General features: G+C 69.0%; 21 protein-coding genes. 6 read left to right on the top strand and 15 right to left on the bottom strand.

Going from position 1 to position 23,081, the window contains the following annotated elements; genetic code table 11:
• Positions 1-609 precede the first annotated feature (609 nt).
• On the top strand, positions 610-912 hold the full coding sequence (locus tag ABZ470_RS21445; RefSeq protein ID WP_362913214.1) for a hypothetical protein: 303 nt from the start codon (positions 610-612) through the stop codon (positions 910-912).
• Positions 913-1,100: 188 nt separating this feature from the next.
• On the opposite strand, the gene ABZ470_RS21450 is transcribed toward ABZ470_RS21445, so the two are convergent.
• Positions 1,101-2,207: a pentapeptide repeat-containing protein gene (locus ABZ470_RS21450; protein ID WP_362913216.1), complete on the bottom strand. Its 1,107-nt coding sequence runs from the start codon at positions 2,205-2,207 to the stop codon at positions 1,101-1,103.
• Positions 2,208-2,877: 670 nt separating this feature from the next.
• Here ABZ470_RS21450 and ABZ470_RS21455 point away from each other — a divergent pair.
• Entirely contained in the window at positions 2,878-3,099 is a 222-nt protein-coding gene (locus tag ABZ470_RS21455; RefSeq protein ID WP_362913218.1) for a hypothetical protein, read from the top strand.
• 122 nt (positions 3,100-3,221) lie between these two features.
• On the opposite strand, the gene ABZ470_RS21460 is transcribed toward ABZ470_RS21455, so the two are convergent.
• The 4 genes from ABZ470_RS21460 to ABZ470_RS21475 form a co-directional block, all read right to left on the bottom strand.
• Positions 3,222-3,707: a nitroreductase family deazaflavin-dependent oxidoreductase gene (locus ABZ470_RS21460; protein ID WP_362913220.1), complete on the bottom strand. Its 486-nt coding sequence runs from the start codon at positions 3,705-3,707 to the stop codon at positions 3,222-3,224.
• Between the two features lie 3 nt (positions 3,708-3,710).
• Positions 3,711-4,895 carry an FAD-dependent monooxygenase gene (locus ABZ470_RS21465; protein ID WP_362913222.1) on the bottom strand — a complete coding sequence of 395 codons (1,185 nt, stop codon included), beginning with the start codon at positions 4,893-4,895 and terminating at the stop codon, positions 3,711-3,713.
• Positions 4,892-5,485: a TetR/AcrR family transcriptional regulator gene (locus ABZ470_RS21470; protein WP_362785303.1), complete on the bottom strand. Its 594-nt coding sequence runs from the start codon at positions 5,483-5,485 to the stop codon at positions 4,892-4,894. The genes ABZ470_RS21465 and ABZ470_RS21470 overlap by 4 nt, the downstream gene beginning before the upstream one ends.
• Positions 5,486-5,959: 474 nt before the next feature.
• Positions 5,960-6,886, bottom strand: a complete 927-nt coding sequence (locus tag ABZ470_RS21475; RefSeq protein ID WP_362913224.1) for an AraC family transcriptional regulator — start codon at positions 6,884-6,886, stop codon at positions 5,960-5,962.
• Between the two features lie 140 nt (positions 6,887-7,026).
• Between ABZ470_RS21475 and ABZ470_RS21480 the strand changes: the two genes are divergently transcribed.
• Together ABZ470_RS21480 and ABZ470_RS21485 are read left to right on the top strand one after the other, a co-directional pair.
• Entirely contained in the window at positions 7,027-8,079 is a 1,053-nt protein-coding gene (locus tag ABZ470_RS21480; protein ID WP_352012406.1) for a saccharopine dehydrogenase NADP-binding domain-containing protein, read from the top strand.
• Between the two features lie 730 nt (positions 8,080-8,809).
• On the top strand, positions 8,810-9,475 hold the full coding sequence (locus ABZ470_RS21485; protein ID WP_362913226.1) for a maleylpyruvate isomerase family mycothiol-dependent enzyme: 666 nt from the start codon (positions 8,810-8,812) through the stop codon (positions 9,473-9,475).
• 354 nt (positions 9,476-9,829) lie between these two features.
• Here the strand turns inward: ABZ470_RS21485 and ABZ470_RS21490 are convergent, their stop codons facing one another.
• From ABZ470_RS21490 to ABZ470_RS21505, 4 genes are all read right to left on the bottom strand, one after another.
• Complete coding sequence (locus ABZ470_RS21490) at positions 9,830-10,711, bottom strand: PhzF family phenazine biosynthesis isomerase (protein WP_362913228.1); 882 nt, start codon at positions 10,709-10,711, stop codon at positions 9,830-9,832.
• A gap of 111 nt (positions 10,712-10,822) precedes the next feature.
• A complete protein-coding gene (locus ABZ470_RS21495; protein WP_362913230.1) occupies positions 10,823-11,131 on the bottom strand; it encodes an EthD family reductase in 309 nt (102 codons plus the stop codon).
• A 621-nt stretch (positions 11,132-11,752) separates the two neighbouring features.
• Positions 11,753-12,943: a serine hydrolase domain-containing protein gene (locus ABZ470_RS21500; RefSeq protein WP_362913232.1), complete on the bottom strand. Its 1,191-nt coding sequence runs from the start codon at positions 12,941-12,943 to the stop codon at positions 11,753-11,755.
• A 610-nt stretch (positions 12,944-13,553) separates the two neighbouring features.
• Positions 13,554-13,826: a carbohydrate-binding protein gene (locus ABZ470_RS21505; RefSeq protein WP_352012412.1), complete on the bottom strand. Its 273-nt coding sequence runs from the start codon at positions 13,824-13,826 to the stop codon at positions 13,554-13,556.
• A gap of 319 nt (positions 13,827-14,145) precedes the next feature.
• Here ABZ470_RS21505 and ABZ470_RS21510 point away from each other — a divergent pair, with 319 nt between their 5' ends.
• Positions 14,146-15,063, top strand: a complete 918-nt coding sequence (locus tag ABZ470_RS21510; protein WP_362913234.1) for a S1 family peptidase — start codon at positions 14,146-14,148, stop codon at positions 15,061-15,063.
• A gap of 385 nt (positions 15,064-15,448) precedes the next feature.
• Here the strand turns inward: ABZ470_RS21510 and ABZ470_RS21515 are convergent, their stop codons facing one another.
• A complete protein-coding gene (locus tag ABZ470_RS21515; protein WP_352012428.1) occupies positions 15,449-16,150 on the bottom strand; it encodes a TetR/AcrR family transcriptional regulator in 702 nt (233 codons plus the stop codon).
• A 101-nt stretch (positions 16,151-16,251) separates the two neighbouring features.
• On the opposite strand from ABZ470_RS21515, the gene ABZ470_RS21520 reads away from it, so the two are divergent.
• The gene (locus ABZ470_RS21520; protein WP_362913236.1) at positions 16,252-16,962 is read left to right on the top strand and encodes an NAD(P)H-binding protein; all 711 of its coding nucleotides are present in this window, start codon (positions 16,252-16,254) and stop codon (positions 16,960-16,962) included.
• Between the two features lie 40 nt (positions 16,963-17,002).
• Here the strand turns inward: ABZ470_RS21520 and ABZ470_RS21525 are convergent, their stop codons facing one another.
• From ABZ470_RS21525 to ABZ470_RS21545, 5 genes are all read right to left on the bottom strand, one after another.
• Positions 17,003-17,461, bottom strand: coding sequence for a DUF5990 family protein (locus ABZ470_RS21525; protein ID WP_362913238.1), 459 nt, complete (start codon positions 17,459-17,461; stop codon positions 17,003-17,005).
• A gap of 89 nt (positions 17,462-17,550) precedes the next feature.
• Complete coding sequence (locus ABZ470_RS21530; RefSeq protein ID WP_362913240.1) at positions 17,551-18,843, bottom strand: PLP-dependent aminotransferase family protein; 1,293 nt, start codon at positions 18,841-18,843, stop codon at positions 17,551-17,553.
• Positions 18,840-19,952, bottom strand: coding sequence for an alpha-hydroxy acid oxidase (locus ABZ470_RS21535; protein ID WP_362913242.1), 1,113 nt, complete (start codon positions 19,950-19,952; stop codon positions 18,840-18,842). Before ABZ470_RS21535 ends, ABZ470_RS21530 begins: the two co-directional genes overlap by 4 nt.
• Positions 19,949-22,042, bottom strand: coding sequence for a 4-hydroxyphenylpyruvate dioxygenase (gene hppD / locus ABZ470_RS21540; RefSeq protein ID WP_362913244.1), 2,094 nt, complete (start codon positions 22,040-22,042; stop codon positions 19,949-19,951). The genes ABZ470_RS21535 and hppD overlap by 4 nt, the downstream gene beginning before the upstream one ends.
• Positions 22,042-23,067: a hypothetical protein gene (locus ABZ470_RS21545; protein ID WP_362913246.1), complete on the bottom strand. Its 1,026-nt coding sequence runs from the start codon at positions 23,065-23,067 to the stop codon at positions 22,042-22,044. The genes hppD and ABZ470_RS21545 overlap by 1 nt, the downstream gene beginning before the upstream one ends.
• Between the last annotated feature and the right edge of the window lie 14 nt (positions 23,068-23,081).

Below are 23,081 nucleotides of genomic sequence, written 5' to 3' on the forward strand. Positions count from 1 at the left end.
GATTATCGACAGGGCGGTCAGGGATCTTTCAGGTGAAGGATTTGCTTATGCGGCGTTTCTCCTGGGCGATTTGGGCGAATACAGCGAACAGGCGATCTCAATACTCAGGCATGAGGTTTCACGGTCGGTCGGTTCGCGACTTGAGTCAGCCCGTGATCAGTTAAAGGTCGCAATAGAATTGGCTCGCGAGCGGGAGCTTGGCGAATGCTAGTACTGCAGTTGTTTTTCGTTATCTATAAATGGATCTTGTTGTGGCGGAGCCAGCGTTTCCAGCAGTGACTGCTGCGTGCGCGGGCTTGATGAGCGCGCCTTCTATGCTGAGCCATTGTGAGGGCTGGTCGACTCAGTGAAACTGACGCACACGGAACTCTCCCGTTGTGGAACACGATGACGCGACCTGGCGATGTGCCGCCTTCGCTGAGCCGCACCACGTTCACCGTCTTCTGCACCACTTCTTCTACTGGGTCAGCGCCAGTTCGGCTGAGTCAGGACGCGTCTGAGCGTGTCGGTTGGTGTCAGCCCGGTTGTCTGGCTCCTGATAACGGGCCTTCTCAAGAGCTAGGGTGATCTTTGTGATCTTCCTTCTGAGTTCAGCCGGAAACGACAGTCATGAGTGAGTCGCTCTCTCCGATCACCCTGCGGGTCACCGTTGCCGGAGACAGCCTGGAGGATCTGGCCCACGAGGCGCTCAGCCGCGGCTGGGAGTTCTTCGGAGACGACGCCGAAGTCTGCATCGTCAACGGCGAGGCCACGATGATCCAACGAGACCCGCACCTCTACACCGCCTGTGTCGTTGTGCGACAGGTTGGTACCCGCCCACCCGACGACACCCCCGATGACGGTTCACACACCTACGCCAGATCCTGGGACACCCGCGGATCAACCGAGCACAGTAGGCAGGAAGACCGGTGAACACCCTGCAGTCCCAGCTGCGTCCAGCCGGTTCCGCCACCGCAGTCACCGGTTTCCCGGTCTCCCACACCGCCGTCGACCACACCCTCAGCTGGCCGCGCGTCGCCGTCGAGGCCGGAGTGCCCGCCTCGACTACTCCGCCGACTGGTAAGGACTCACCACCTGATGCGCGAACGCAGGGAGGATTGTCAAGCTTTCTCGCTCGCGTCGTCTGCGACCAGGTAACCCTTACCGTCGGACGTCATCTCCAGGTGCCATCCATCCGGCCACACATGATCATCCATAGGAACAGCCGTCGCGTCGACGAAATCAACACCTTCAATGAAGGTCACTTCATCGAACCGGGCGTTCTCAGCGAAGGTCGTCTCATGGAACCCGATTCTCTTGGTGAAGGTAGCCCCAAAGAACAAGGCGGCCTGGGTGAAGGTCACCTGATGAAAGTCGGCACCCTTGGTGAAGGCCGCCCAGTGGAACGCGGCGTTCTTGGTGAAGGTCACCCTGGTGAACTCAGCGCTCCCGGTGAAAGTTGCTCCAACGAACCAGGCGACCTCGATGAAGGTCGCTCGGAAGAATGTTGCACGCCCGGCGAAGGTTACGTTGCTGAAGTCGGCCTCCGTGACGTGGCAGTTGCGGAAGTTCAGGTTAGTGAGGGTGGCGCCGGTCAAGTCGATGCGCATGCCCTCCCAGAACTGGGGGCCGGCCGGTTCGGCGGTGCGTTTATCCGGTGTGCGGTCGTCGCGTAAGTGCTCACTCAGAATGCGCTGGGCGGTGAGGCGGACCTGGAGTTCCTCGTGCGGGTTGCGCCCAGTGGCGGGGGTGGAGGCCCCGGCGATGGCCGCGCGCGGGACAGCCGGCGCCAAGTCCTGCTGGGCATCGTCGGGTGACACCCAGGGCATGCGCAGGTAGGCGCAGATGACGTTGACGATGGTCTGCCGGTGGCCGGGGTTGTCCTGCGCCAGGCGTTCCAGTGCGTACAGGCCACCCAGCCGTACCGCGGCCGCCTCATGACCGAGCTGCTCGACCGCCTTGGTGTACAGGTCGGTCACCCGGCGTTCGGTCGCGTCGTGGGTGGTGTGCGCGGCGGTGACCTCCTGGTGGTGCTGACGGCGAAAGGCCAGCATCAGCGTGACCGCCGCCCCGACGGCGGCCCCGGCGGCCAGTGCGGTGCGTAGCACCTCTCCTCGCGCGTTCCCCGCTCCACCGGTGCTGGGGTTCGAGATGGGAACGGTCGCGGCCGGGTCGGCCAGGAGCCACCACAACGTGGCGGCGACCGCGACGGCCACCAGCACGGTCACGCAGGCAATCCACCAGAGGGCCGACCGGGGCGTGCGCAGTGGCGGGAGTGTGACGGTCTGTCGGCGGGAAGGACGACGGCGCGGAAGGAACGGCATGCCTGCCATTCCCGCCATCCGGTACCGCCGTTACGGATGCCGAAGCCACCAGGTGGCCACCGGTCAGGAGACACCGGCTTTCGCAAACTTTGCGAGCCGCGTGGGAGGCGATCTCGGGGCGGGCTGCCCCTGCCCGGTCTGGAGGACAGCCGTCGTTTGCCCACTCGCTCCGCCGTACGGGCCGGACGCCGATTCCTCGGGGACTTGCGGGCGGGCGGCGCCGACAAAAGGATGCACCGCGATCCCAGGGAGGGCACCGCGACCGGATACAGGATGGCCGCCGCCCGCAGGAGGAAGGCCGGACCGGGGACGGCGATGGCGTTGCGGCGCGGGCCGTCTCGATCAGCGCCGCGGGCACGGTGAACACCCAGCCCGTCCCCGCCAGCGAGAGGCCGAAGAGGCCGGCGCCCCGGAGGCGGGCAGTCCCGCACGGCCAGACCGAGCGCACCGAGCAGGGCGACGGCGAGGTTCGCCGCACCGGCCACGAGTACGGCGGTCGCCGGAAGCGCGTGACGGCCGACCGTCCCGGCACCGATCGGCTCGCCGGACTCCTTCTCGGCGTGGGGTGTGCCAGGTGGCGAACAGACTGGCGAGGACGGCGGCGACGCCGGTCACCCGCCAGGAGGTCAGGCCTCCGGCGGAGGACGGATCGGAGATCGGCCCGGTGAGCGCCCGCAGAGCCGGGTTGGCGCCGACGGTGAGCCCCGGCGCGAGCCTCTCCTCCAGGTTCGGGTACAGCTCGACGATCGCCGAAGCGGTGGCCGTCACGGACCGGGCACTCCGACGTTGGCGGTAGCAGCGACAAAGCGCATCGACCAGAGGCATTTCGCGGGAGTTCGCCCGTTTTCAGGAAAGGTCGGTGAAGCGTTCGATCCGGCGGTAGCGCGCTGAGCGGCCCCCGGGGCGGTCACCGGTTGGTCAGCCGTCATAGGGTTGGCGCGGGGTGAAACAGACGAAGGGGATGTGTCTGCCCACCTCGCGGTAGTCCTCCTGGCTGCCGTCAACGGCGAAGCCCATGATCTTGCAGAGCCGACGGGCCGCGGCGGGGTGGCGGGGCGCGTACCGGGCCATGATCTCGGCCCCAGCCTCGGTCTCGACGGGGGTGGCCGTCACCTGGAGGACGCGGCCGCCGACCTGGATCGTCACTTCGGGAGTGGCCATGACGTTGCGGTACCAGTCGGCTTTGACTCCGAACCCGGAGGCGGCGAAGTAGCCGTGCTCGTCGTGATGGACGACCTCGATGACGGCTTGGCGACGACGTCCTGAGACCCGTCCGGTGTGGGTGAGCAGCATGACGCGGTGGCCCATCAGCGCCCCCAGACCCGCCCGGTACAGCAGGATGGGCAGCCGCCACAGCCTGCGGCGTATCCCGGTCGGCGGGGCGGGCCTGTTGACGATCTCCATGATTCAGCCTCTCTCGAATTCGACGGTGGCCGGGGGCAGGAAACTGTCCGCGCCGAACTGCCGGCGCAGGACGGGTGCGAACAGGTGACGTGTGATGAGCCGGTTGGCCAGGCTCTGGGCCGTCAGCCCGGCTCGGGTGACGGGCAGCAGCATCCGGGCGAACAGCAGCGCGTTGCGCTGGCGACGCCGTACCTGGGGACGCATCCGCGCCTGGTAGCGGGCGAAGGCTCTTTCGTGGCCGGGCTCGGACGCCAGCGCCTCGGCCAGCACGTACGCCCCGGCCATCGCCATGGACACGCCCTGGGCCGAGACCATGGTCATGCAGCCGCACGCGTCGCCGACCAGGGCGACCCGGCCACGATGCCAGGTGGGCATCACGACCTGGGCCATCGTGTCCATGAAGATGGACTCCCCTGCGGGGGCGTCGTCCAGCAACGACGGCGTGAGCCAGCCCGCGCCGTCGAACCGCGCCCGCAGCAGGTCCAGGCGCCGCTCACGCGGAACGCTCTCGCCGTACGACGAGCGGAACAACAGCAGGGTGACCAGGCGACCGGGCTCATCATCGGGATAGACGACGACCTGACGTCCCGGCTCGGTGTAGTGGGCGCGCACCCGGCCCCAGCCGTAGCGGTCGGTCACCGGGTAGGAGGCCAGGCGGCAGCCGAGGTGACGGACGAACCGCTTCTCATGGCCGAAGACGAGTTCCCGGGTCCGCGAGTGAACGCCGTCGGCCCCCACCAGCAGATCGAACCGTTCCCTGCCACCGCCCGTGAAGCCGACCTCGACGGCCGTGCCGGTGTCGCGGACATCGGCGAGGCTCTCCCCGAAGCGGATCTCCACCTCGGCGGCGACGGCGTCGAGCAGGGCGCCCTCCAGCGTGGAGTGCATCAGCGGCAGGTGTGGCCCCCGGATGATCCGCTCCAGCAGCTCCGGCGTCAGACTGGCCTGGGAACGCCCTGAGGCGTCGACGAAATCGACCGCGTCGACCGGCAGCCGGTGCGGGGTCAGCCGGTCGAGGACGCCCATGCGGGTGGCCACGTCGTATCCGGTGCCGAAGAAGTCGATCCCGTACCCGCCCAGGCGACCGTGTGGCGCGTGTTCCACCACGACGGGTTCGATGCCGCGGTGCCGCAACCAGTACGCCAGCGTGAGTCCGGCGATCCCGCCCCCGCTGATGAGGACCCTCATCCGTCCTCCCCGGGCAGCAGTTGCTCGGCCACGGCCAGCGCCTCGCCGATGGGAAGCTCGCTGTCGATCATGTAGTGCAGCATCAGCCCGTCGATCGCGGCGACGACCAGGGTGGTGATCCCGATCGACCGGCCGGGCGGCCAGTCGGGATGCGACCGGCTCAGGCGCTCGGCGATCCGCCCCCGGGCCTGGCGTAGCTCGTCGCGCAGCACCGCGCCCAGTGTGGGGTCGCGGGTCGCTCCGACGATCAGTTCCGCGGCCAGCCGGGTGGGCCCGTCACCCGCCGTACGGGGCAGCAGGGTCGCGATCGTGGTGAGGGCGGCCCGCTCGTCGTCGGCGCCGAGCAACTCCTCGACGAGCGGGTTGATGATGAGGTCGGTGGCTCGCCGGAAGATCGCCGCGTGCAGGCCGGGCAGTCCGCCGAAGTGGTAGTGGATCAGGCCGGGGTTGGTTCCGGCGCGCTCGGCCACCGCGCGCGTGGTGACGCCGGGCCACCCCTGCTCGTCCAGGAGCGCGATGCCGGTCTCCACCAGCTGCTCGCGACGCCGGTCGCCTCGCGCCGAGTTTGGTCGATCGGCCAAATTGGTCATGTGGCCAACTTAGCACGCGTCCCGCGGAAACGGTCAGGTCGCGTCGTCGGCGAAGTGTGACAGGGCCGTCTCAGCCAGGGCGGGGCGATCGAACGACTTCCCAATCACGCTCGGCGACGCCGCAGGCGCGGCAGCCGTGCGGTGGCCCCAACGACGACGGGGTGTGGCTGTCGCGGCGCCCGCGTTCCCACCCACCGGCCAAATCGGGGTGTTACCGATTCCTGGCGGCTGGGTGGAAAAACGCCTTCGGAGGAGGACGGTCGGCGAAGCCGAGGGTTCCCGGTTTCCATATTTCGGCTGCATGACGTGCCGCCCACGGGTCGTTCCGCCGGACCCGAGGACCGGGAAGCCCGCCCGTTCTCCTGTCTGGATTCGCCACGAACAGGCTTCCAGGACTCGCGCGGCCTCTTGGACGCCGTTAACCGACTGTCATAGGCCGCCGGACCTCGAAGATCCCGACGCGGGTGTCGTGCTTCAGCCGACGTGGCGCCGGTAACCGCCGGGCGGTGACCCGTACTGGCGTTTGAAGGCATGGGTGAAGGTGTACTGCGAGCTGTAGCCGACCTGTTGGGCGATCGTGTTGACGGGGGCGTCGGAGGTGCGCAGGAGCCGGGCGGCGGTGGTCATCCGCCACCATGTCAGGTAGGTGAGCGGTGGCTGGCCAACCAGGTGGGTGAATCGCCGGGCGAAGGCGGCACGGGACAGGCGTGCCTGCGCGCCCAACTCCTCGACGGTCCATTGTCGGCTGGGGTCTCCATGGATGGCGCGGAGGGCGGCGGCGACTGCGGGGTCGTGCAGGGCCGCGGCCCAGCCGGTGGCGGAGTGGCTGGAGAGGCGCCGTTGTTCGAACCACGCGCGCAGGATGTAGAGCAGGAGAAGATCCAGCAGGGTGAGCAGGATCGTGTCGGAGCCTGGGCGGGCGTCGTTGTCCAGTTCCACGCCGAGGAGTTCGATCGCGGCGCGGAGTTCCCTGTGGCGCCCTACCCGTGTCGGCAGGTGGATGACCTCGGGCAGGTCGTTCAGGAGCGGATGTGGCCCGGAGCCGTCCAGGAGGTAGGCGCCGCAGAGCATGACCACCGTGGGCGGCCGCTCGGCTGACGTCTCGTCGGCGCGGTCATCACGGACTCCGGTGAACGTTGCGGGCGGATCGCTCGCCGGGGTGGACGGGTCGTCGGCCAGACCGTGTGCGGATCCGCGCGGCAGGAACGCCACGTCACCCGGTCCGAGCGCGATCGGCTCACCCTGCGAAGGGAGAAGCCAGCACGTTCCCTGGAGAACGATGTGGAACCCGGCGGACGGCACCGGCGCAAACCACTCGGCGAAGGGAGCGGACTTGACCACCCGACTCGAATGAGGTCGACCGGTCCGCGCCGCACTCACCACGTCAGACAGGACATCCACGCAGCCAGTGTAACCAATGACGACCTCGGCGAAGACGATGACGCAAACTCTGAAGCGTATTACGTATTCAATCGTCTCGTATCAGCGCCTTACTGTGCTGATGGCCGAACAACCGCGCAGCTCCATCGTGAGGAGACGACATGAAGATCGCCGTTTATGGCGCGAATGGATACCAGGGAAAGCTCGTGCTCACCGAACTGGCACGCCGCGACATCGAGATGGTCCTGGCCGGACGTGATCTCGCACGTCTGGGGGAGGCCGCCTCGACGGTCGGTCTCCCCGACGCGGAACAACGCGTGGCCGACACCGGTGACCATGAGGCGCTGGTGCGCGCGTTCCGCGGCTGCGACGGCGTCATCAACTGCGCCGGACCCTTCACCTCCTCAGGTGAAGCCGTGGTCCGCGCCGCGATCACCACCGGCTGCCACTACGTCGACACCTCAGGTGAGCAGCTCTACATCAAGAAGATCTTCGACACCTTCACCACGGAAGCGGAGAACGCCGGGGTCACCGTCGTGCCCGCCGCCAACGACGGCTGCGTCCCGGTAGACCTCATGGCCCACATCCTGGCCGACCATCTTGAGTCGGTCGAAGAGATCATCACCACCCACGTGATCGTCGGGGGCGGCGGCATGTCGCGCGGCTCGCTGCGCTCACTGGTCGAAACGATCGACGCCATCAAAACGGGAGGCATGACCTACGACGACGGCGACTGGCGCCTCGGCATACCCGCCCGCCACACCACGATCAGGCTGCCTGGACAGTCGGACGCAACCCCGGTGACGGCCTTCCCGGTGCCGGAGGTGGTGACCATTCCCCGTCACGTCCGCCTCCGGCATGTCCAGGGCCTGACGGAGGCGGCGTTGGGCGACCAGCTGAACACCCCGCTCACACCGGAGCTCATCGAAAGCCTGCCAGAAGGACCCGATGAGGACCGCCGCCGCACCCAGCGCTTCACCTACGTGCTCGACGCCACCGGTACCGACGGCCGCCGTGCCCGCGGCATCGTCCAGGGCCCCGACACCTACGGCACGACCGCGGTGATCGCCGTCGAAAGCGCCCGCCGTCTCATCGCCGACCCCGCCAAGCCGGGAGTACTCGCACCCGCCCAGGCCTACCACCCGAACTCGTTCCTCGACTTCCTCATCCCACATGGGGTCCACCGGATCACCGAGGACGCGCCGGCAGTCTGACAATGAGCCTTCTCCGGTACCGATCAGTCACGGTCTGCGCTCGTCTGAACGGCTCGCCGGATTGAGCGCAGGTCCCAGAACGTCGGATCGAACCCCTGGGCGTGACTTCTCGTTCCGAGCTCCCCAGTGCCCGGCAGCCTGGTCATCGGTCAGGAACCCCACTGCCACGACATCCTCCGAAGGCCGGCAAACGCGACCCGCGAAGAATTCAGCGGACTATTCACCCCTGGTCAAACCCCCAGGAAGACTCGGAACGCTTGGCGCACGCTCCGGCACGGAGGTTCCTCGACCCCTAACCGACCGCCCCGGGGACGGTGGCGACGAGGTGGTCAAGGCAGGCGTCGAACCGCGCCCGGCCGAACTCCTCAAGGGTTCCCGAGGCGTCGTCCGGTCGTAGCTGAATGAACTATCTGGTCAGCCGCTTGAAGGTCGGTAGCCACGTCAGGCAAGTAGGGTGGCCGGATCTGCTCGGCGGCCGTCTGTTGGGCAGTGGGTTCGTCCCGGTCTGCCGCTGTCACGGTTCCGTCATCGACGCCCCTCGGATCAGAGGCGGGATCGCGGGCGTTGGGATCCCGCTGGGGACAGATCCAGAAGGGCCTGAATCGGCAAGCTGGCCGAAATTGTCGCTCATGAGCGACGATTTCGTCCCCTGGCGGAAGTCTTCACCTTCGACCGTCCTAACCAACCTGACGCGAGGGCTCCTGTGACTGACGAGAAAAGGCCGTCTGACATGACCGATCCGGCACCCAAAGCACGGGGCGGTCACGTGGCCGACCTCTGGCCGCTGGTGCATGCCGAGCGAGCGGCTCTGGCGGGCGACCTGGTGGACTTGGTCGACGAGCAGTGGACGACGCCGTCGTTGTGCGCCGGATTGACGGTGCGGGAGGTGCTGGCGCACCTCACCGCAGGGGCGAGCCTCAATGGTGTGCGGTGGCTGACGGGGGTGATCCGCTACCGGTTCGACTTCGACAAGCAGGTCGCCATGCGGCTGGCCGAGCAGTTGGGCGCGACCGCGGCCGAGACGCATGACAGGTTCCGCCGCGTCATCACGAGCACCACCAAGCCGCCTCTCCCGGTCATCGCGATGCTGGGTGAGACGATCGTGCACGCCGAGGACATCCGGCGGCCGCTGGGCATTCGCCATGACTACCCGATCGAGACCCTCACCCGGGTGGCCGACTACTACCGGAGCTCGGACCTGGTCGTCGCCGCCAAGAGACGGATCGCCGGCCTGCGGCTCGTCGCCACCGACGGCCCTTTCACCACGGGCTCCGGCCCGCTGGTGTCCGGCACCACCCTGGCGCTGGTGATGGCCACGACCGGACGCTCGGTGTTCTGCGATGAACTTAACGGCGACGGCGTCGAAATCCTGCGCGATCGGCGCGACATGACATGACCCGGGGGTTCGAAGCCCGCTCAGCCGTTGTCCTGTTGCCTTGGGACCGGCGACCTCTACGGACGCGACCGACGCGCCGCAGGTCATGGAGCGGACGCAACGGGCGTGCCGCAGGGCATCGATCAGACCGGGAGGCCCAGCGTTTCGGGGTTTCCCAGGCCGACAAGCGGCAGGGGTCGGGGTCGAACGCCAAAAGGTAGGTAGGGAGACGAAAGAAGCTTCCGGCCCGCGCCTTGGCTGACCTTGTGGGCGTCCTCCTCCCGAAGCTGGTCTTCTGCTTGTCGGTGCTGACACGGACCAGGCCGATGAGTGCCATCGCGAAAGCCCCATGCGCGGATCGCAGAAGAGGACGGTCTAGTCGTCGCCTCGGTGTCCGTCGCGGACCACCGCTAACCCACCGACCCGGGTCGTGATGCCCGCCGGTCCGCGTCGGGCCGAAGCGAGCACGCTGGCCGGTCGGCCGAGGGCGTCGCCCTGCTCCACCTCGATCGTGACCGTCTGCGCCCCTGTCGTGTCGAGCAGGTGGGCGGCCAGGCAGCCGGTGCTGTTGGCGTTGGCGACGTCCTCGTCGACGCCGATCGCCGGCGCGAACATCCGTGCCGCACCCGGTCGGTCGCCCACCGGCGGTACGTACACGAAACAGCCGAGAAGCCCGTACCGCCGACACGCCGCTGTCAGCCTGCCGAGGTGTGGGTGGACCCGGAGCAGCGCCGACCGGTCGTGGACCGGTACCAGCATGCGTGGTGCGCCGGGCGCGGCGATCCGTGGCGCGTCGGTCGGATGCGCGTCGTCCGCGGTGAGCCCGAGCGCGGCGACGATCGCGGCGCTCTCGTCCGGCGCCGGGTGACGCAGCGCGACGAGGCCCTGGTCGAACCACACCTCGATGCCGACGGGGCGGCGGATCGCCACGGTGTCGAACGTGCGCCCGCCGGTGTGTTGGCGGTCGTTCAGCTCGCCCAGCGCGGTGCGAGTCAACCGGACGGCCTGCGCGGCAACGGTGCCGTGGCCGCAGCCGGACAGTTCGGCGGTGGCGGTGAAGAACCGGACCGGCCGGCCACCGTCCGGCGTCCGCTCCGGGCCGAGGAACGCCGCGTGCGAGGTGCCGGCCGCAGCAGCGACCGCACGCCGGTCCGCGTCCGTCGCCGCCGGGTCGTCGTCGGTGACGGCCGTGGGGCTGCCGCCCCGGCCGTCACGCCGCACGCACGCATCGACCACCGTGACATCCGGCCAGGACATCGGCCCCCCCTTTGACGCTCAACGAACCGGCAACCGCGAACGGCGTCGCACCGACAGCCCGACCCGGCCGCGACGGCCGACCGAACGCGCACCGGAGCGTACCGTCCTGCCTCAGCCGGTGCCGTCCTGCACCGGATAGTGGATGATGACCGCACCGCCGGTGGCGTAGTTGGCGACATCGGCGGCCAGTCGCCGGCCTTGCGGCGACTCCCGCGCCGCAGTCATGGCGGCGGCGTCAGCGAAGTCGCCTTCGAAGACCGCGAAATACGGCGCTTCTCCCGTGGCCGCCACGTCGAAGCTGTAGCGCCACGCAAGCAGGCCGGGCCAATCCATGACCAGCGGAAGGTGGTTGGTCACGTAGTAGTCGCGGAAGTGGTCAGGGTCGGCGGGCTTGGAATACAGGACCACCAACTTATGCATGACGACCTCCGTCCAGAACGCTCCGGGTGACCTGGAAGCTCCCGCTGAGAACTGCCGCCGGCCTCGCTGGGTGCGGAGCATCGGAATCTGGGTGAGGACGGAGGTGGTTTCGAGAAGCGCGTGGGAGTCGGTGGCCGGCCGCAGCGGGAGGTCGCCGACGAAGGTCACGACATCGGGGAGGACCCGGATGGGTCGGGTCGCGCCGGAATCCGTCGTCGAGCACACCGGGCTCGGTGGCCGCGGCCTTCGCGAGACCCGTGAGAGCGGACTCGAAATCGGCGGTGTGCGTGAGGGCGATGTCCGGTGCTGCGGTCAGTTGAAGCGTCATATGCGCAGGTTAGGGCTCGATGTGCAGACGAGGGAAAGACCAATACGGGATAGACCCAGAACGGATCGTTATCAATCAGCAGGAAGGGCACATGGCGCCGGATACGGTGAGCCTGCGGTACTTCCTGGTGCCGGCGCAGGAGATGACCTCACCCGCGCGGCCGCACGGATCGATATCGCACAGCCCGCGCTCAGCACCCGGACGCGCCGATCGAAGACGGAACTCAGTACTGCTGTCTTTCCTGGTCGATCAGGCGCAGAGACCTCCGGAAACGGACGCCTTCGCTTTCAGCCTCAAGAGGGACCCGGAGCCGTCGCTGATGAGGATGGGCAGAAGACGGTCTCCACAGCCTTGAACATGCCTTCGGCCGGCCCGCTGATGTCCTTGACGCTCAGGGTGGTCGACATCGAGAGCTGACGGCTGCCGTCTTTCGTGTAGAAGGTCATGGCGAGGTATCCGGCGGTGCTCCCGCCCATGAAGAAGCCGTCGAGCTCGCCGTCGCAGAAGGCGGGGCCGCCCCCACCCGGGGGTGGGTCGTTGGGCAACCGGTCCGTCAGGACTCGCTGGAGTGCCGGCGGCAGTAGCTTGCCCTGGGAGAACGCTCTTTTGAAGGCGCTCACGTCGTGCGCGGTGGAGACCACCCCTCCGGCCGCTCCGCCGAAACCGGCGTTGAACCGGTCCACGTCGCGCAGTTCGCCGTCGGCGTCGGGGTAGTAGCCATGGCCGTGTGGCCCCTTGATGCCTTCCGGCGGCCTGACGGGAAGGTAGGTCCTGGTCATCCCGAGCGGGCCGAACAGGTGCCTGTGCAGTTCGGTGGCCAGGTCGTGGCCGGTCAGCCTCTCGATGATCATGCCGAGGAGGGTGTAGTTGGTGTTGGAGTAGGAGTATTTCTCACCCGGTTCCCCGGTACGGGGCCGACCGCGGCTCCACTTCACCAGATCGAGCGGCTGATAGGGGGTCGTGAAGTCGAACACGTCGAACGAGACGTCTCCCTCGCTCCCGTCCGGGTTCGGCTCCTTGGCGTACCAGTCGGGAATGCCGGAGGTGTGCCGGAGCATCTGCCGTACCGTGATCTCATCGGCGCGCGCCACCAGGTTCTCCTTCGCCACCACCGGCAGCAGGTCGCCGAGCTTGTCGTCCACGCCCAGCCTGCCCTCCTCGACCAGTTGCAGCACCACGGTGGCCACCATCTCCTTGGTCTGCGACCCGATCCGGAAGCGGGCGTTCGTGGGTATCCTCCCGCCCCTGCCGTTCAGCAACCGGGAGCCTGCGCTGCCCAGCCCGATGGATCTCCCATCGACGTAGGCCCCGCCGACGGCCCCCACGACCCCGGGGACCCTGGCCAGTTCCTCCATCGCCCTCTGCACGTTCCCGGCCCGCGCCGGAGCGGCGGCGGCGGGCCCGGCACAGGCCATCATCAACATGACGACACCGGCGGCGCCCCATACCGGCGAACGCCAACCCCGGTTCCTGTCATCAGTCACGCCTTCTCCTTTTCGTGATCATCTTCGCCGTGGCCTTCCGCCCGAAGGACGGTCACGGCCGGCTCATCTCGCCCTGCTTGACGGGGGAGACGCCCCCGGCCCGACGCAGGCACCGGGTCATGGCCTCACATCGGGCCGGGCCCCCTGGGCAGGCGACCCGTTCGGCTTCGACCCGTCGACCGGTACGGTCACCGTGCCGCAGACCGCCTCCGACCTGGCAGGCAGGGCTTCCAGCCCACGGAGAACGGTTCAGGTCAGGAGCGGTTCGAGGCCCTGCTCTCTCGCCGTCGACCTCGTCCACTGTCGATCGGCCGCGTCCCGGCCTCGTCCGCGCCGTGTCATGGTTGTGTCACGGCTGCGCTGACGGTGGTCGCTGTCGAGAAATCACGGTGTTCGACGGGCGGCGCGTACGCATTCGGTACCACTCATGGTTCGTGTCGAACGAGCCGTACGCGATCTCGTCCGGTCCTGGGACCGGCTGTACGCTGCGGCCCTGCGCGGACCGCCTACGCCAACGGCTCGAACCCGCGCCGACGGGGGCCCGTCGACCGTCCTGCTCGCTCTCCCCGGTGGGTGACGCCGCAGAAGTCCGCCAAGGAGAGGGGACAGGTCATATGCGCTGCCACAGGGCGGGGGTGTCCTCCGGTGCCCACTCGGGCATGGAGAAGTGGTCGACAAGGCACCTGTACATAGCGGAACGGTTGGTCAGGCCGTAGACGAGGTCGCCGACTTCGTAGTTCCAGTAGGGCATCCACACGATGCTCGTGACCGCACTGGCCTGGCGGCCGGTGGACGCGATCGCGGGGGCGGGCGCGAGTGCGGCCAGGATGCCGGTGCTCAACGCCGTCGCGAGGAGGACCGCGAGTAAGCGGCGAATTCTCATGGGTGGCTCCTCATGGCCAAGTGAGAGGGCACCTTCAGGTGAGCACCGATCGGCGGGACCGGGGACCTTCCTCTTTGCCATATTTCGGCCACATGGCCCCGCTTCGTGGCTCGCCGGATCGGACCCGAATCGGCTCGGCTCAGTTGACCGGCGGTCGCTCCGCCTTCCTGTTGGGGCGTTGGAGCGGGTTGCCTGACGGCTGGGGACGCGGTCGCAGGAAGACCGCCTGCTCGACGAACGTAGATCCCGAGTTTAGTAACTTTATGTAGTTGGTAGATATCTGTGTGTTACGAAACCCTTCTGGTTACAGGAGTCCCCTGTGCGATCGCGCTCCCCCCGACTCTTCTCCCGCGCCCTCGCGACGGTCCTCACAGTGATCGTCTCCGGATACGCGCTCCCCGCCTCCGCCTCTTCGAGCACCCCGCGGACGACAGTCCCGCTTCCCGAACTGACAGAGCTGAAGGCACAGCTCGACCGGCTCGCCGAACAGGGAAAAGCCGGCAACGCGCAGTACTGGTACATCAACGCCGCCGAAGGCAAGGTCCGCATCGCGGTACTGAAAGGCCCCCTCGATGTCACGACCAGATCCTTCCTGACGGCCGGCCCCTCCGATCTCACCAGCACGTTCACCGTGGATGAGCCCGTCAGGCCCTATGTCTCCACCGCGACGGCACCGCTCCGTCCGCCGATGACCGGCTCCGCCGCCCTGGCCGAGACCGTCTACGGGGGCCAGCAGATCGTGACCCAGAGCGGCGTCTACTGCACGACCGGCTTCAACGTCACCAGGAACGGGCAGCCGGCCGTCCTCACCGCAGGACACTGCCGCAGGGCCGGGATCACCTGGGGTCTGGCCGGCCAGCTCCTGGGTAGGATCACCGATTTCCACTATCCGGGCGGCGACATCTCCTACATCACCCCCACCACCGGCTGGCAGCTTCCCTCGGCTGTCCGTCAGGCCGACGGGAGCATCCAGCCGATCACCCGGTTCGGCAGGCCGTCGATCAACCAGGAGCTGTGCAAGACCGGCGCCACGACCGGCACCACCTGCGGCACGGTCGTCAGCCTTGACGTCACCACCAACTACGGTGACGGGCCGGTCTACGGCCTGGCCCTCACCACCGTTCAGGCGGCCGAAGGAGACAGCGGCGGCTCGGTCTACGAGGGCTCCACCGGGGTCGCCCTGATCAGCGGAGGCCCCGAGGGCGGAGGGGACGCCCTCGTATACCCGCTGCCTTGACGTCACCCATCGGCTTCCGGTTCGATCAACCACGCCGGGGGCCGGTGACCCGGTGGTTCCCATCGCACGATCACCGCGAACCCGGGCTTGTCCTGGCCCGCCCTCGGCGACCCGCCGCCTCGGCTCGCCTGTACCGGCCGCCGTAGGCCGTACTCGGCGGTTCCTTGTTCCCGCGTCGACGCTGGGTGAGTGATCCGGCGGCGCTCACAGGTGCGGTCCTCATCGGTCGACGTCGGCTCGGCTTTCCGGCCCCTGATGCCGACATCCCTCTGGGCGGCGGCCAAGCCCTCGTGCCTTGTCCGTCTACGGGCTTCAGGGGCGGGCGACGAGAAGACCACGTCGCGACGCGGACGTGCTTGGGCCCGGGGCAGGCCCGCGGTCGCTGTCATGTCTCGGGCGCAACGCCCAGTGATCGGACGAGCTGGGTCAGTTCTTCTTGGAAGAGCTTGTCGGGGTTGATCGTCTGGGTGTGCAGGTGTCCGTAGATCTCCAGTGACACCAGGCCGTGCAGATGGCCCCAGATGCGCAGTGCGAGTGCCACACCGGCCGGTGGCAGGTCGGGAAACGCCGGACGAACCTTGCCGAGCAGCCCGTCGTCGAAGTCGGACCACTGGAAGTCGCTGTGCGCGTAAAGAGATTCGGCGTACGGCCAGGCGGCGTCGGCGAGGGCGGCGATGCCGGTGCAGACCCGGTGTGCGGCGTCCGGGGCGGCACCGCCCTCGGGTGCCTGGTAACCGGGCACGGGGTCGCCGTAGATGAGGCGGAATCCCTCGGGGTTGGCCAGGGCCCAGTCCCGGAAGGCCCGCGCCCATGTCTGGATCCGACCGGCCGGATGAGCGGCGGCGGCTTCGGCCCATGCGGAGTCCACGGCGTCGGCCAGTGCGGTGTACACCTCGTTGATCAGTGTGGTGACCAGGTCGTCACGGGTGGCGAAGTAGCCGTAGATCGCGTTGGCGGTCATGCCCATCTCGCGGGCGATGGCCCGCAGGGTGATCGCGTCGGGTCCGCCCGTGGCCATCAGCTTGAGCGCGACCTGCTTGATCTCCGCTGTGGTCTCGGCCCGCAGCCGTTCGCGTCGTCCTCCCATGCTTCCCACAGCGATCACTCTACAGCGTCACTTGGATGACTGGCGTACGGAAACTTCACGCCGTATAGTTCCTTCACACCACTCAGTGAACGGGGAGACCCATGCGCATCGGAATCATCGGAGCCACCGGCGGCATCGGAAGCCGTGTCGTCACCGAAGCCCTCCTGCGAGGGCATCACGTCACGGCGCTCACCCGCGACGCCACCCGGATCGGCGAAGAGCGGAAGAACCGGGAGAACATCGTCTGGAAGACCGTTGACGTCCTCGACGCCGAAAGCATCGCCGCGGTCCTGCCCGGAATGGATGTCCTGATCAGCGGATACCAGCCCGGCAACGCCGCCCGAGACTTCGACGACACCGTGTCGCGTTCGATCGCCGACCCCACGGTCTACGCCGGCGCCGCCCGGGCGCTGCTCAAGGCGCTGGAGAGCCACCCCCGGACCCGGCTGATCGTGATCGGCGGCGCGGGCAGCCTGGAAATCGAGCCCGGCCTCACCCGGGCGGACTCCGACGAACTCCTGCACCGGAGCCTCGACCAGCTGGGATTGCCCAGAGAGTACGCGGCCGCCGTGCGCGGGCACCGGGACGCCCTGAACGTCCTGCGCACCTCCAACCGGCTGTGGACCTACTTCAGCCCGGCAGAGGAGATCGCCCCCGGCCCGCGCACCGGCCGATTCAGGATCGGCGGCGACCAGCCGGTCCTCGACGCGGACGGACGCAGCCGCATCTCCTCGGAGGACGCCGCCGTCGCCCTCGTCGACGAGGCGGAACTGCCTCGATTCGTCCAGCGGCGCTTCACCATCGGCTACTGAACCGCCGTCCCCTCGGCGCCTGTCCCGCCGGCGGCGGGTTTCAGCGAGCGGGGGCCGACCACTCCACCAGCGGCGGGCGGACGGCCGCGCACAACGGGTGACCGTGGGAGTCCGTCAGCCCCAGCCGCGCCATCAGCAGCCCGCCTTCCACCGCGGTGTCCAGCACGGCCGCGGGAACTCCGTCCAGCATGAGCTTCGCGCGGCGGAACATGGAGAACACCCCGGCGTCGTCGACCGCCCCCCACGACAGGTACACGAACCGGCCGCCCGGCCTGCCCTGCACATACGGGCCCCGCAGGTCCCGCCCGGTCTCCCTGCGGCTCGTGGTCGCCTCCAGCTCCCAGACCGCAGAGGGAACGTCCGCCGGACGCGGGTCGAGCAACTCGCCGGGGTGCTCCCTTCGTTGCACTCCCACGTGAATGTTCCGGTAGCCGGGGAAACCCGGTGCCCGCTCGCACTCCCGTCCCGGCAACTCGGACGCCTCAATACGGATCAGCATCCCTGCATCATCCTCCACCGGGCTGACGGTCACCGCGTCCCGGAGGCCGTGGGCGGAAGAGCGGGGACCCCGCACGCTGGAGGTCCCGCTCAGCGCAGCCGTTCCTCGATCAGGGCGGACAGCCGGTCCAGGCCCTGACCGACCGTCTCCGGGGTGACCTGGCTGAGGGAGAGCCTGAGCTGCCGTTCCCCACCGCCGTCCGGGCAGAAGTGCGACATCGGCGTCCAGATGACGCCGTGGTGGCTCGCCGAGTGTTCGAGCAGTTCGTCGTCGACCGGGAAGGGGACGGTCACCACGAGGAAGAAGCCACCGGACGGGGTGGTCCAGGTGACCCCGCGTCCGGGCGGGAAGCGTTCGGCCAGCCCGTCGAGGACGAGCCGCAGGTTCCTGCGGTAGAGGTCGATCTGCCTGCGGTTGGCCGCGCGGAGGCTGCAGCCGTGCTTGAGCAGGGCGCCGCCGATGACGGCCTGGGCGATCGGCGAGGTGTTCACCGTCGTCATGCTCTTGATCATCGCCAGCCGGTCGGCCAGGAGCGACCCGTCGGAGATCCGCTGGTCGGCCACGACGTAGCCGATCCTGGCGCCCGGCAGCGCGGTCTTGGCGAAGGATCCCAGGTAGACGACCCTTCGCTCGGTGTCCATGGCCTTGAGGGTCGGCAGCGGCTCGCCCCCGCCGAAGAAGCCGTAGGGGTTGTCCTCAAGCAGGAGGATGTCCTCGGCCGACGCCAGGTTCAGCACCTCCTGACGCACGTGAGGGGGCAGGCTGACCCCGGTGGGGTTGGCCGCGTCCGGCACCAGGTAGAGGGCGCGGGGTCGCAGCCCCCGGGCTCTGGCGCGGTCGATCTGGGCGCGCAGGTCGGCCAGGTCCAGCCCCTCCTCCCCGCCGCGCACCGGCCAGACCGGCAACCCGGCCAGCAGGGCGGCGCCGGTCAGGCCGACGTAGGTGGGGGAGACGGCCAGCAGCACGTCCCGCGGCGTCGTGGCGAGCGCCCGCAGCACCAGGAACATCGCCTCCTGGCAGCCGACGGTCACCACGATCGACTCGGCGGGGACGTGGACGTCCTCGTCGACCCGCAGGTGTTCACGGACCAGGTCGTGGATGATTCCCTTGGTCCTGCCGTACTGGAGCAGCAGGCTCCGGGCCTCCCGCTCGGTCAGGCCCCGCTCGGTGCGCAGGTGGTCGTGGAAGACCTCCAGGTACTCGTGGACGTCGGCGACGTCGAAGAAGTCCTCGGCCGGTCGCCCGGCGGCGAAGGAGATCGCCGCCGGGTAACGCATCGATATCTCGTTGAGCAGGTTCATCGAGCTCATGGCCGGGTCGGTCAGCGAGCCGTGCAGGTCGTCCAGGCTCAGGTCGTCTCGGAGTGGAGTCCGTACGGTCATGGCGTCTTTCCCGGGAAGTAGGGCATGCGGGCGACCCGCAGGCGCGTCGCGGACCGCAGGTCCGGGCAGCCCGCGAGCCCCAGGGCGTTGCGCAGTTCGGTTTCGAGGAGGGAGAGCACCCGCGCGCAGCCGCTCTCGCCTCCGGCCGCCAGACCCCAGATCACCGGCCGGCCGAGCAGGACGCCGGAGGCGCCGAGCGCGAGGGCCGACAGGATGTCGGAGCCGCTGCGGATGCCGCTGTCGACCAGCACCTGGAAGCGTGAGTCCGGCAGCCCCGCGACCGCCTCGGCCACGGCGGGCAGCGCCATGGCCGCGGGGACGGCCTGGTCGAGCTGGCGGCCGCCGTGGTTGGAGACGACCACGCCGCGCGCCCCCTCCGCCGCCGCGCGCACGGCGTCCTCGGGGTCGAGCACCCCCTTGAGCAGCAGGGGAATCCGGGTCTGGCCGCGCAGCCAGGCGATGTCGTGCCAGGTGACGGCGGGGGAGAAGATCTCGGCGGTGTGCGAGGCGATGGCGGAGGAGCCCCGGGCCGACCGGTGAGCGCGGCCCGAGGAGCCCTCGTCCAGCAACGCGGCGCGGACCGTCGGCGGCAGGGTCATGCCGTTGGCCGCGTCCCGCAGCCGCCGCCCCATGAAGGGCACGTCGACCGTGACGACCAGCGCCTCGACGCCCGCCTCCTCGGCCCGCCGTACCAGGTCGAGGAGGCGGCCCCGGTCGCGCAGCCAGTACAGCTGGAACCACAGGACCGCGCCGGTCTCGGCGAGTTCCTCAAGGCCGACGCTGCTCAGCGTGCCGACGGTGAAGGGCACGCCCGCCGCGGCGGCGGCCCGCGCGGTGGCCAGTTCCCCCTCGGGGTGGAAGAGCCGGTGGTAGGCCACCGGCGCGATCGCCACCGGCAGGCTCGCCCCGCTGTCGACGAGCGTCGTCTTGGTGTCGCAGCCGGAGACGTCGGCCAGGACGCGGGGGACCAGGGCGACGCGGTCGAGTGCCGCCCTGTTGCCCGCGACCGTCCACTCGCGTTCGGCGCCCCCGTCGAGCCAGTCCCAGACCGAGGTGTCCAGTACGGCTCTCGCCTCGGCCGCGAAGTCCGTCACGGCGAGCCGGGTCATTCCGCGCTCCCTGGGCTCCCCAGGCTCCCCGTGCTCTCCCTGGCGCTGTTCTGCAGTTCGACCGCCTCGTACAGGGCGCGCACGTTGTTGCTGCCGAAGGTCCTGGCGCGGGCCCGTTCGATCACCTCGAAGAACAGGGTGCCGCGTGGGTGCTCGGAGCGGGTGAAGATCTGGTAGAGCTGGCCGTCATGGTCCTGGTCGGCCAGCAGGTGCAGGTCCTGGAGTTGCTGCACCGAGTGGCGCATCGGGGTGAGCCGGTCGAGCAGCCGGTCGAAGTAGACCTCGGGGGCGCGCAGGAAGGGCACGCCCCGCCGGGCCATCGTGCCGACGGTCTCGACGATGTCGTGCGAGTCGAAGGCGACGTGCTGCACCCCGGCGCCGCCGTGGTCGGCGAGGAAGGTGACGATCTGGCCGCCGGAGTTCACCGAGAGCGGCTCGATCAGGGTGAAGGTGACGGTCCGGTCGGCGTTCTGCACGACCGTCGAGTCCATGCCCAGCGCACCGATCTCGATCCGCTCGGAGAAGATGGTGGAGAAGCCGAAGACCTCGTTGTAGCGGCGGACTGTCTTGTCCAGTTCGCCCAGCGGCAGGCAGATCGCGAAGTGGTCGATGGTCCGCAGCCCGACCCCTCCCTCGCCCGGTGACCGTGGGTCGGGTAGCCCGGGAATCCGGTCGGCGGGGACGCCGGGGGCGCGTTCGAGGAGGGTGTGCGCGACGTCGCCGAAGGCGGAGACCGTGGCGACGACGCATCCGGCGCGTCCGGCGGGCCGGGACAGGCCGTCCGCGCCGCGTTCGATCAGCTCGGTGTAGACGGCGCCCGCGTCGGAGGCCCGCAGCACGATGTCGGCCACGCCGTCCCCGTGCCGTCTCAGGTAGCCCGCGGCCGGGTGCTCGGCGCACAACGGCTGGGTGAGCAGGATGCGGATGCCGCCCTGGCCGAGCAGCGCCGACAGCTGTTCCTCGTAGCCGGCGCGGCGGCTCGGCGGGATCAGCAGGTCGAAGCCGTAGCCCGTGGTGAGCCGGTCGATCTGCGAGGCGATGTCCTCGACGTAGAGTTCGATGTGGTCCAGGGTGACGTCAACAGGCATGGTGCTCTCGTTCTTGAGGGTGGACAGTGCGGTGATCACCGCGTCGTTCGCCACCTGGTCGCCGACGGCCAGCCGGATGGCCCGTCCCGGATAGGTCCGGGCGGCCACGCCGTGCCGTTCGAGGGCGGCTCGCGCGAGGTCGAGCCGGGCGGGGTCGCCCGCCGTGATCCACAGGAAGTTCGTCCTGCTCGGGGTGACCGACCAGCCGAGTTCGACCAGCTTCCCGCGCAGCCGGTCACGCTGGTAGGAGATCAGCCGGATGCGCTGCCGTACCTCGTCGTCGGCGGCGATCGCGGCCTGGACGGCGGCGAGCTGGAGCTGTCCGGGGGTGTAGGGGACCTGGTGAGGGGTGACCCGCTCGACGATCTCGGCGTTGGCCAGCGCGTAGCCGATCCGCAGCGCGGCCAGGCCGTGTGACTTGGAGAAGGTGCGCAGGACCACGAGGTTGGGCCAGTCGGCCAGGCGGCCGGCCACCTCGGGCGCCCCCAGGTCGGGGGCGAAGTCCACGTACGCCTCGTCCAGCAGGATCACCGCCGAGGGCGGGACCAGGGCGAAGAAGGCGGTCAGCTCGTCCCAGGTGTAGACCGTCCCGGTGGGGTTGTGCGGGTTGCACAGGACGATCAGCCGGGTCCGTTCGTCGATCCTCCCGGCCATGGCGGCCAGGTCGTGCCGGGCGTCGGCGCCGAGGGGCACGGCGACCGACTCGGCCTGGGCCATCGCGCAGAGCATGGGGTAGACGTCGAAGCAGGGGTCGCTGTGCAGGACCGCGTCGCCGGGGCGCAGCAGACCGCGGAACAGGTCGTGCGCGACGCCCGCGGAGCCGGTGCCCACGATCACCTCGGAGTCCTGGACACCCTGCCAGGCGGCGATCGTCCGGGTCAGCGAGGCGGGCCGGAACTCGGGGTAGCGGTTGAGGCCGTCGATCGCCCGGACCAGGGCGGCGCGGACGGAGGGCAGCGGCCCGAAGGGGTTCTCGTTCTGTGCCAGAAGGTGCTTCATCATCACACCACGTCGAGGACGTAGAGCCAGGAGTGCGGGGTGGCGAACGGCTCGACCCTGGCGATGCGCAGGCCCGCGTCGGTGAAGAGCCGGTCGTAGGTGGACCTGGTGTGCAGGGGGATGCCCATCATGGCGTGGGCCAGCTCGAACCCGACCGAGAAGATCGGCTGCATGCTCTCGTGGTCGATCCGGTCGCGGAGCATGGTGTCGCCCAGGATGAATCTGCGCGCGTTGGGGAAGGCCTCCCGCATCCGCGGCATGATGTCGGCGCGGGTCTTCGGGTCGGCGAGCAGGTCGTGCAGGAGGAAGAAGCTCATCACCGTGTCCACCTCGCCGGTGATCTCCAGCTGCCGCTGCCTGTCGAGGACGTCGAGCACGTCGGCCTGGACGGCCTGGACCCGGTTCTGCAGGCCGGCGGCGGCGATGTCGCGCCTGGCCATGAGGGTCGCGGGCTCGCTGATGTCGATGCCCATGCCGCGGGTTCCGGGCCGCTGGGCCACGACCCGGCTGACCCGGGCGCTGTTGCCGCTGCCGAGGTCGGCGATGGTGCCGAACTCGACGTCGTCGAGCACCTCGTCCAGCAGCGCGGCGAACATGGCCTGGTCGCACTGGGCGGAGCCGAGAGCGACCATCGACTCCTCGCGGTGGATGTCGCTGGGGTCGTAGTGGCGTAAGCCCCCGGTGAGCTGCCCGGCGTTGGCGAACACCTCGTTGTAGCCGCCGACCGCCCAGGTGAAGTAGCCGCGCGAGCGGGCGATCTCCTGGCCGGCTTCGGTGGGGATGTAGACGTCGTCGTCGGCCTTGAGGTAGCCGCAGCAGGTCGCGGCGCGCAGGAGGGCCACCGCCCGCCCGTTGCCCGCGTAGTCCTCGGTGTAGAGCCTGTCGCCCCTGCCGATCCGCTCCATCAGGCCGAGGCGGTCCAGGGCGAAGACCACGTTCGCGGCGATGTATCCGTTGTAGGCGTCGGCGGGGGCGATCGGGGTGGACGCCTGGCCGTGCCACTGCTCGGGAATGTCGTACTTGTTCATGATTTTTCGTCCAA

Source organism: Streptosporangium sp. NPDC020072 (assembly GCF_040631445.1).
In the GTDB taxonomy this organism is placed as follows: domain Bacteria; phylum Actinomycetota; class Actinomycetes; order Streptosporangiales; family Streptosporangiaceae; genus Streptosporangium.

Coding starts and splice junctions, on each gene's coding strand:
- ABZ470_RS21445 (WP_362913214.1), top strand. CDS start 610: ATGAGTGAGTCGCTCTCTCCGATCACCCTGCGGGTCACCGTTGCCGGA.
- ABZ470_RS21460 (WP_362913220.1), bottom strand. CDS start 3,707: ATGGAGATCGTCAACAGGCCCGCCCCGCCGACCGGGATACGCCGCAGG.
- ABZ470_RS21465 (WP_362913222.1), bottom strand. CDS start 4,895: ATGAGGGTCCTCATCAGCGGGGGCGGGATCGCCGGACTCACGCTGGCG.
- ABZ470_RS21470 (WP_362785303.1), bottom strand. CDS start 5,485: ATGACCAATTTGGCCGATCGACCAAACTCGGCGCGAGGCGACCGGCGT.
- ABZ470_RS21480 (WP_352012406.1), top strand. CDS start 7,027: ATGAAGATCGCCGTTTATGGCGCGAATGGATACCAGGGAAAGCTCGTG.
- ABZ470_RS21485 (WP_362913226.1), top strand. CDS start 8,810: ATGACCGATCCGGCACCCAAAGCACGGGGCGGTCACGTGGCCGACCTC.
- ABZ470_RS21490 (WP_362913228.1), bottom strand. CDS start 10,711: ATGTCCTGGCCGGATGTCACGGTGGTCGATGCGTGCGTGCGGCGTGAC.
- ABZ470_RS21495 (WP_362913230.1), bottom strand. CDS start 11,131: ATGCATAAGTTGGTGGTCCTGTATTCCAAGCCCGCCGACCCTGACCAC.
- ABZ470_RS21505 (WP_352012412.1), bottom strand. CDS start 13,826: ATGAGAATTCGCCGCTTACTCGCGGTCCTCCTCGCGACGGCGTTGAGC.
- ABZ470_RS21515 (WP_352012428.1), bottom strand. CDS start 16,150: ATGGGAGGACGACGCGAACGGCTGCGGGCCGAGACCACAGCGGAGATC.
- ABZ470_RS21520 (WP_362913236.1), top strand. CDS start 16,252: ATGCGCATCGGAATCATCGGAGCCACCGGCGGCATCGGAAGCCGTGTC.
- ABZ470_RS21525 (WP_362913238.1), bottom strand. CDS start 17,461: ATGCTGATCCGTATTGAGGCGTCCGAGTTGCCGGGACGGGAGTGCGAG.
- ABZ470_RS21530 (WP_362913240.1), bottom strand. CDS start 18,843: ATGACCGTACGGACTCCACTCCGAGACGACCTGAGCCTGGACGACCTG.
- ABZ470_RS21535 (WP_362913242.1), bottom strand. CDS start 19,952: ATGACCCGGCTCGCCGTGACGGACTTCGCGGCCGAGGCGAGAGCCGTA.
- hppD (WP_362913244.1), bottom strand. CDS start 22,042: ATGATGAAGCACCTTCTGGCACAGAACGAGAACCCCTTCGGGCCGCTG.
- ABZ470_RS21545 (WP_362913246.1), bottom strand. CDS start 23,067: ATGAACAAGTACGACATTCCCGAGCAGTGGCACGGCCAGGCGTCCACC.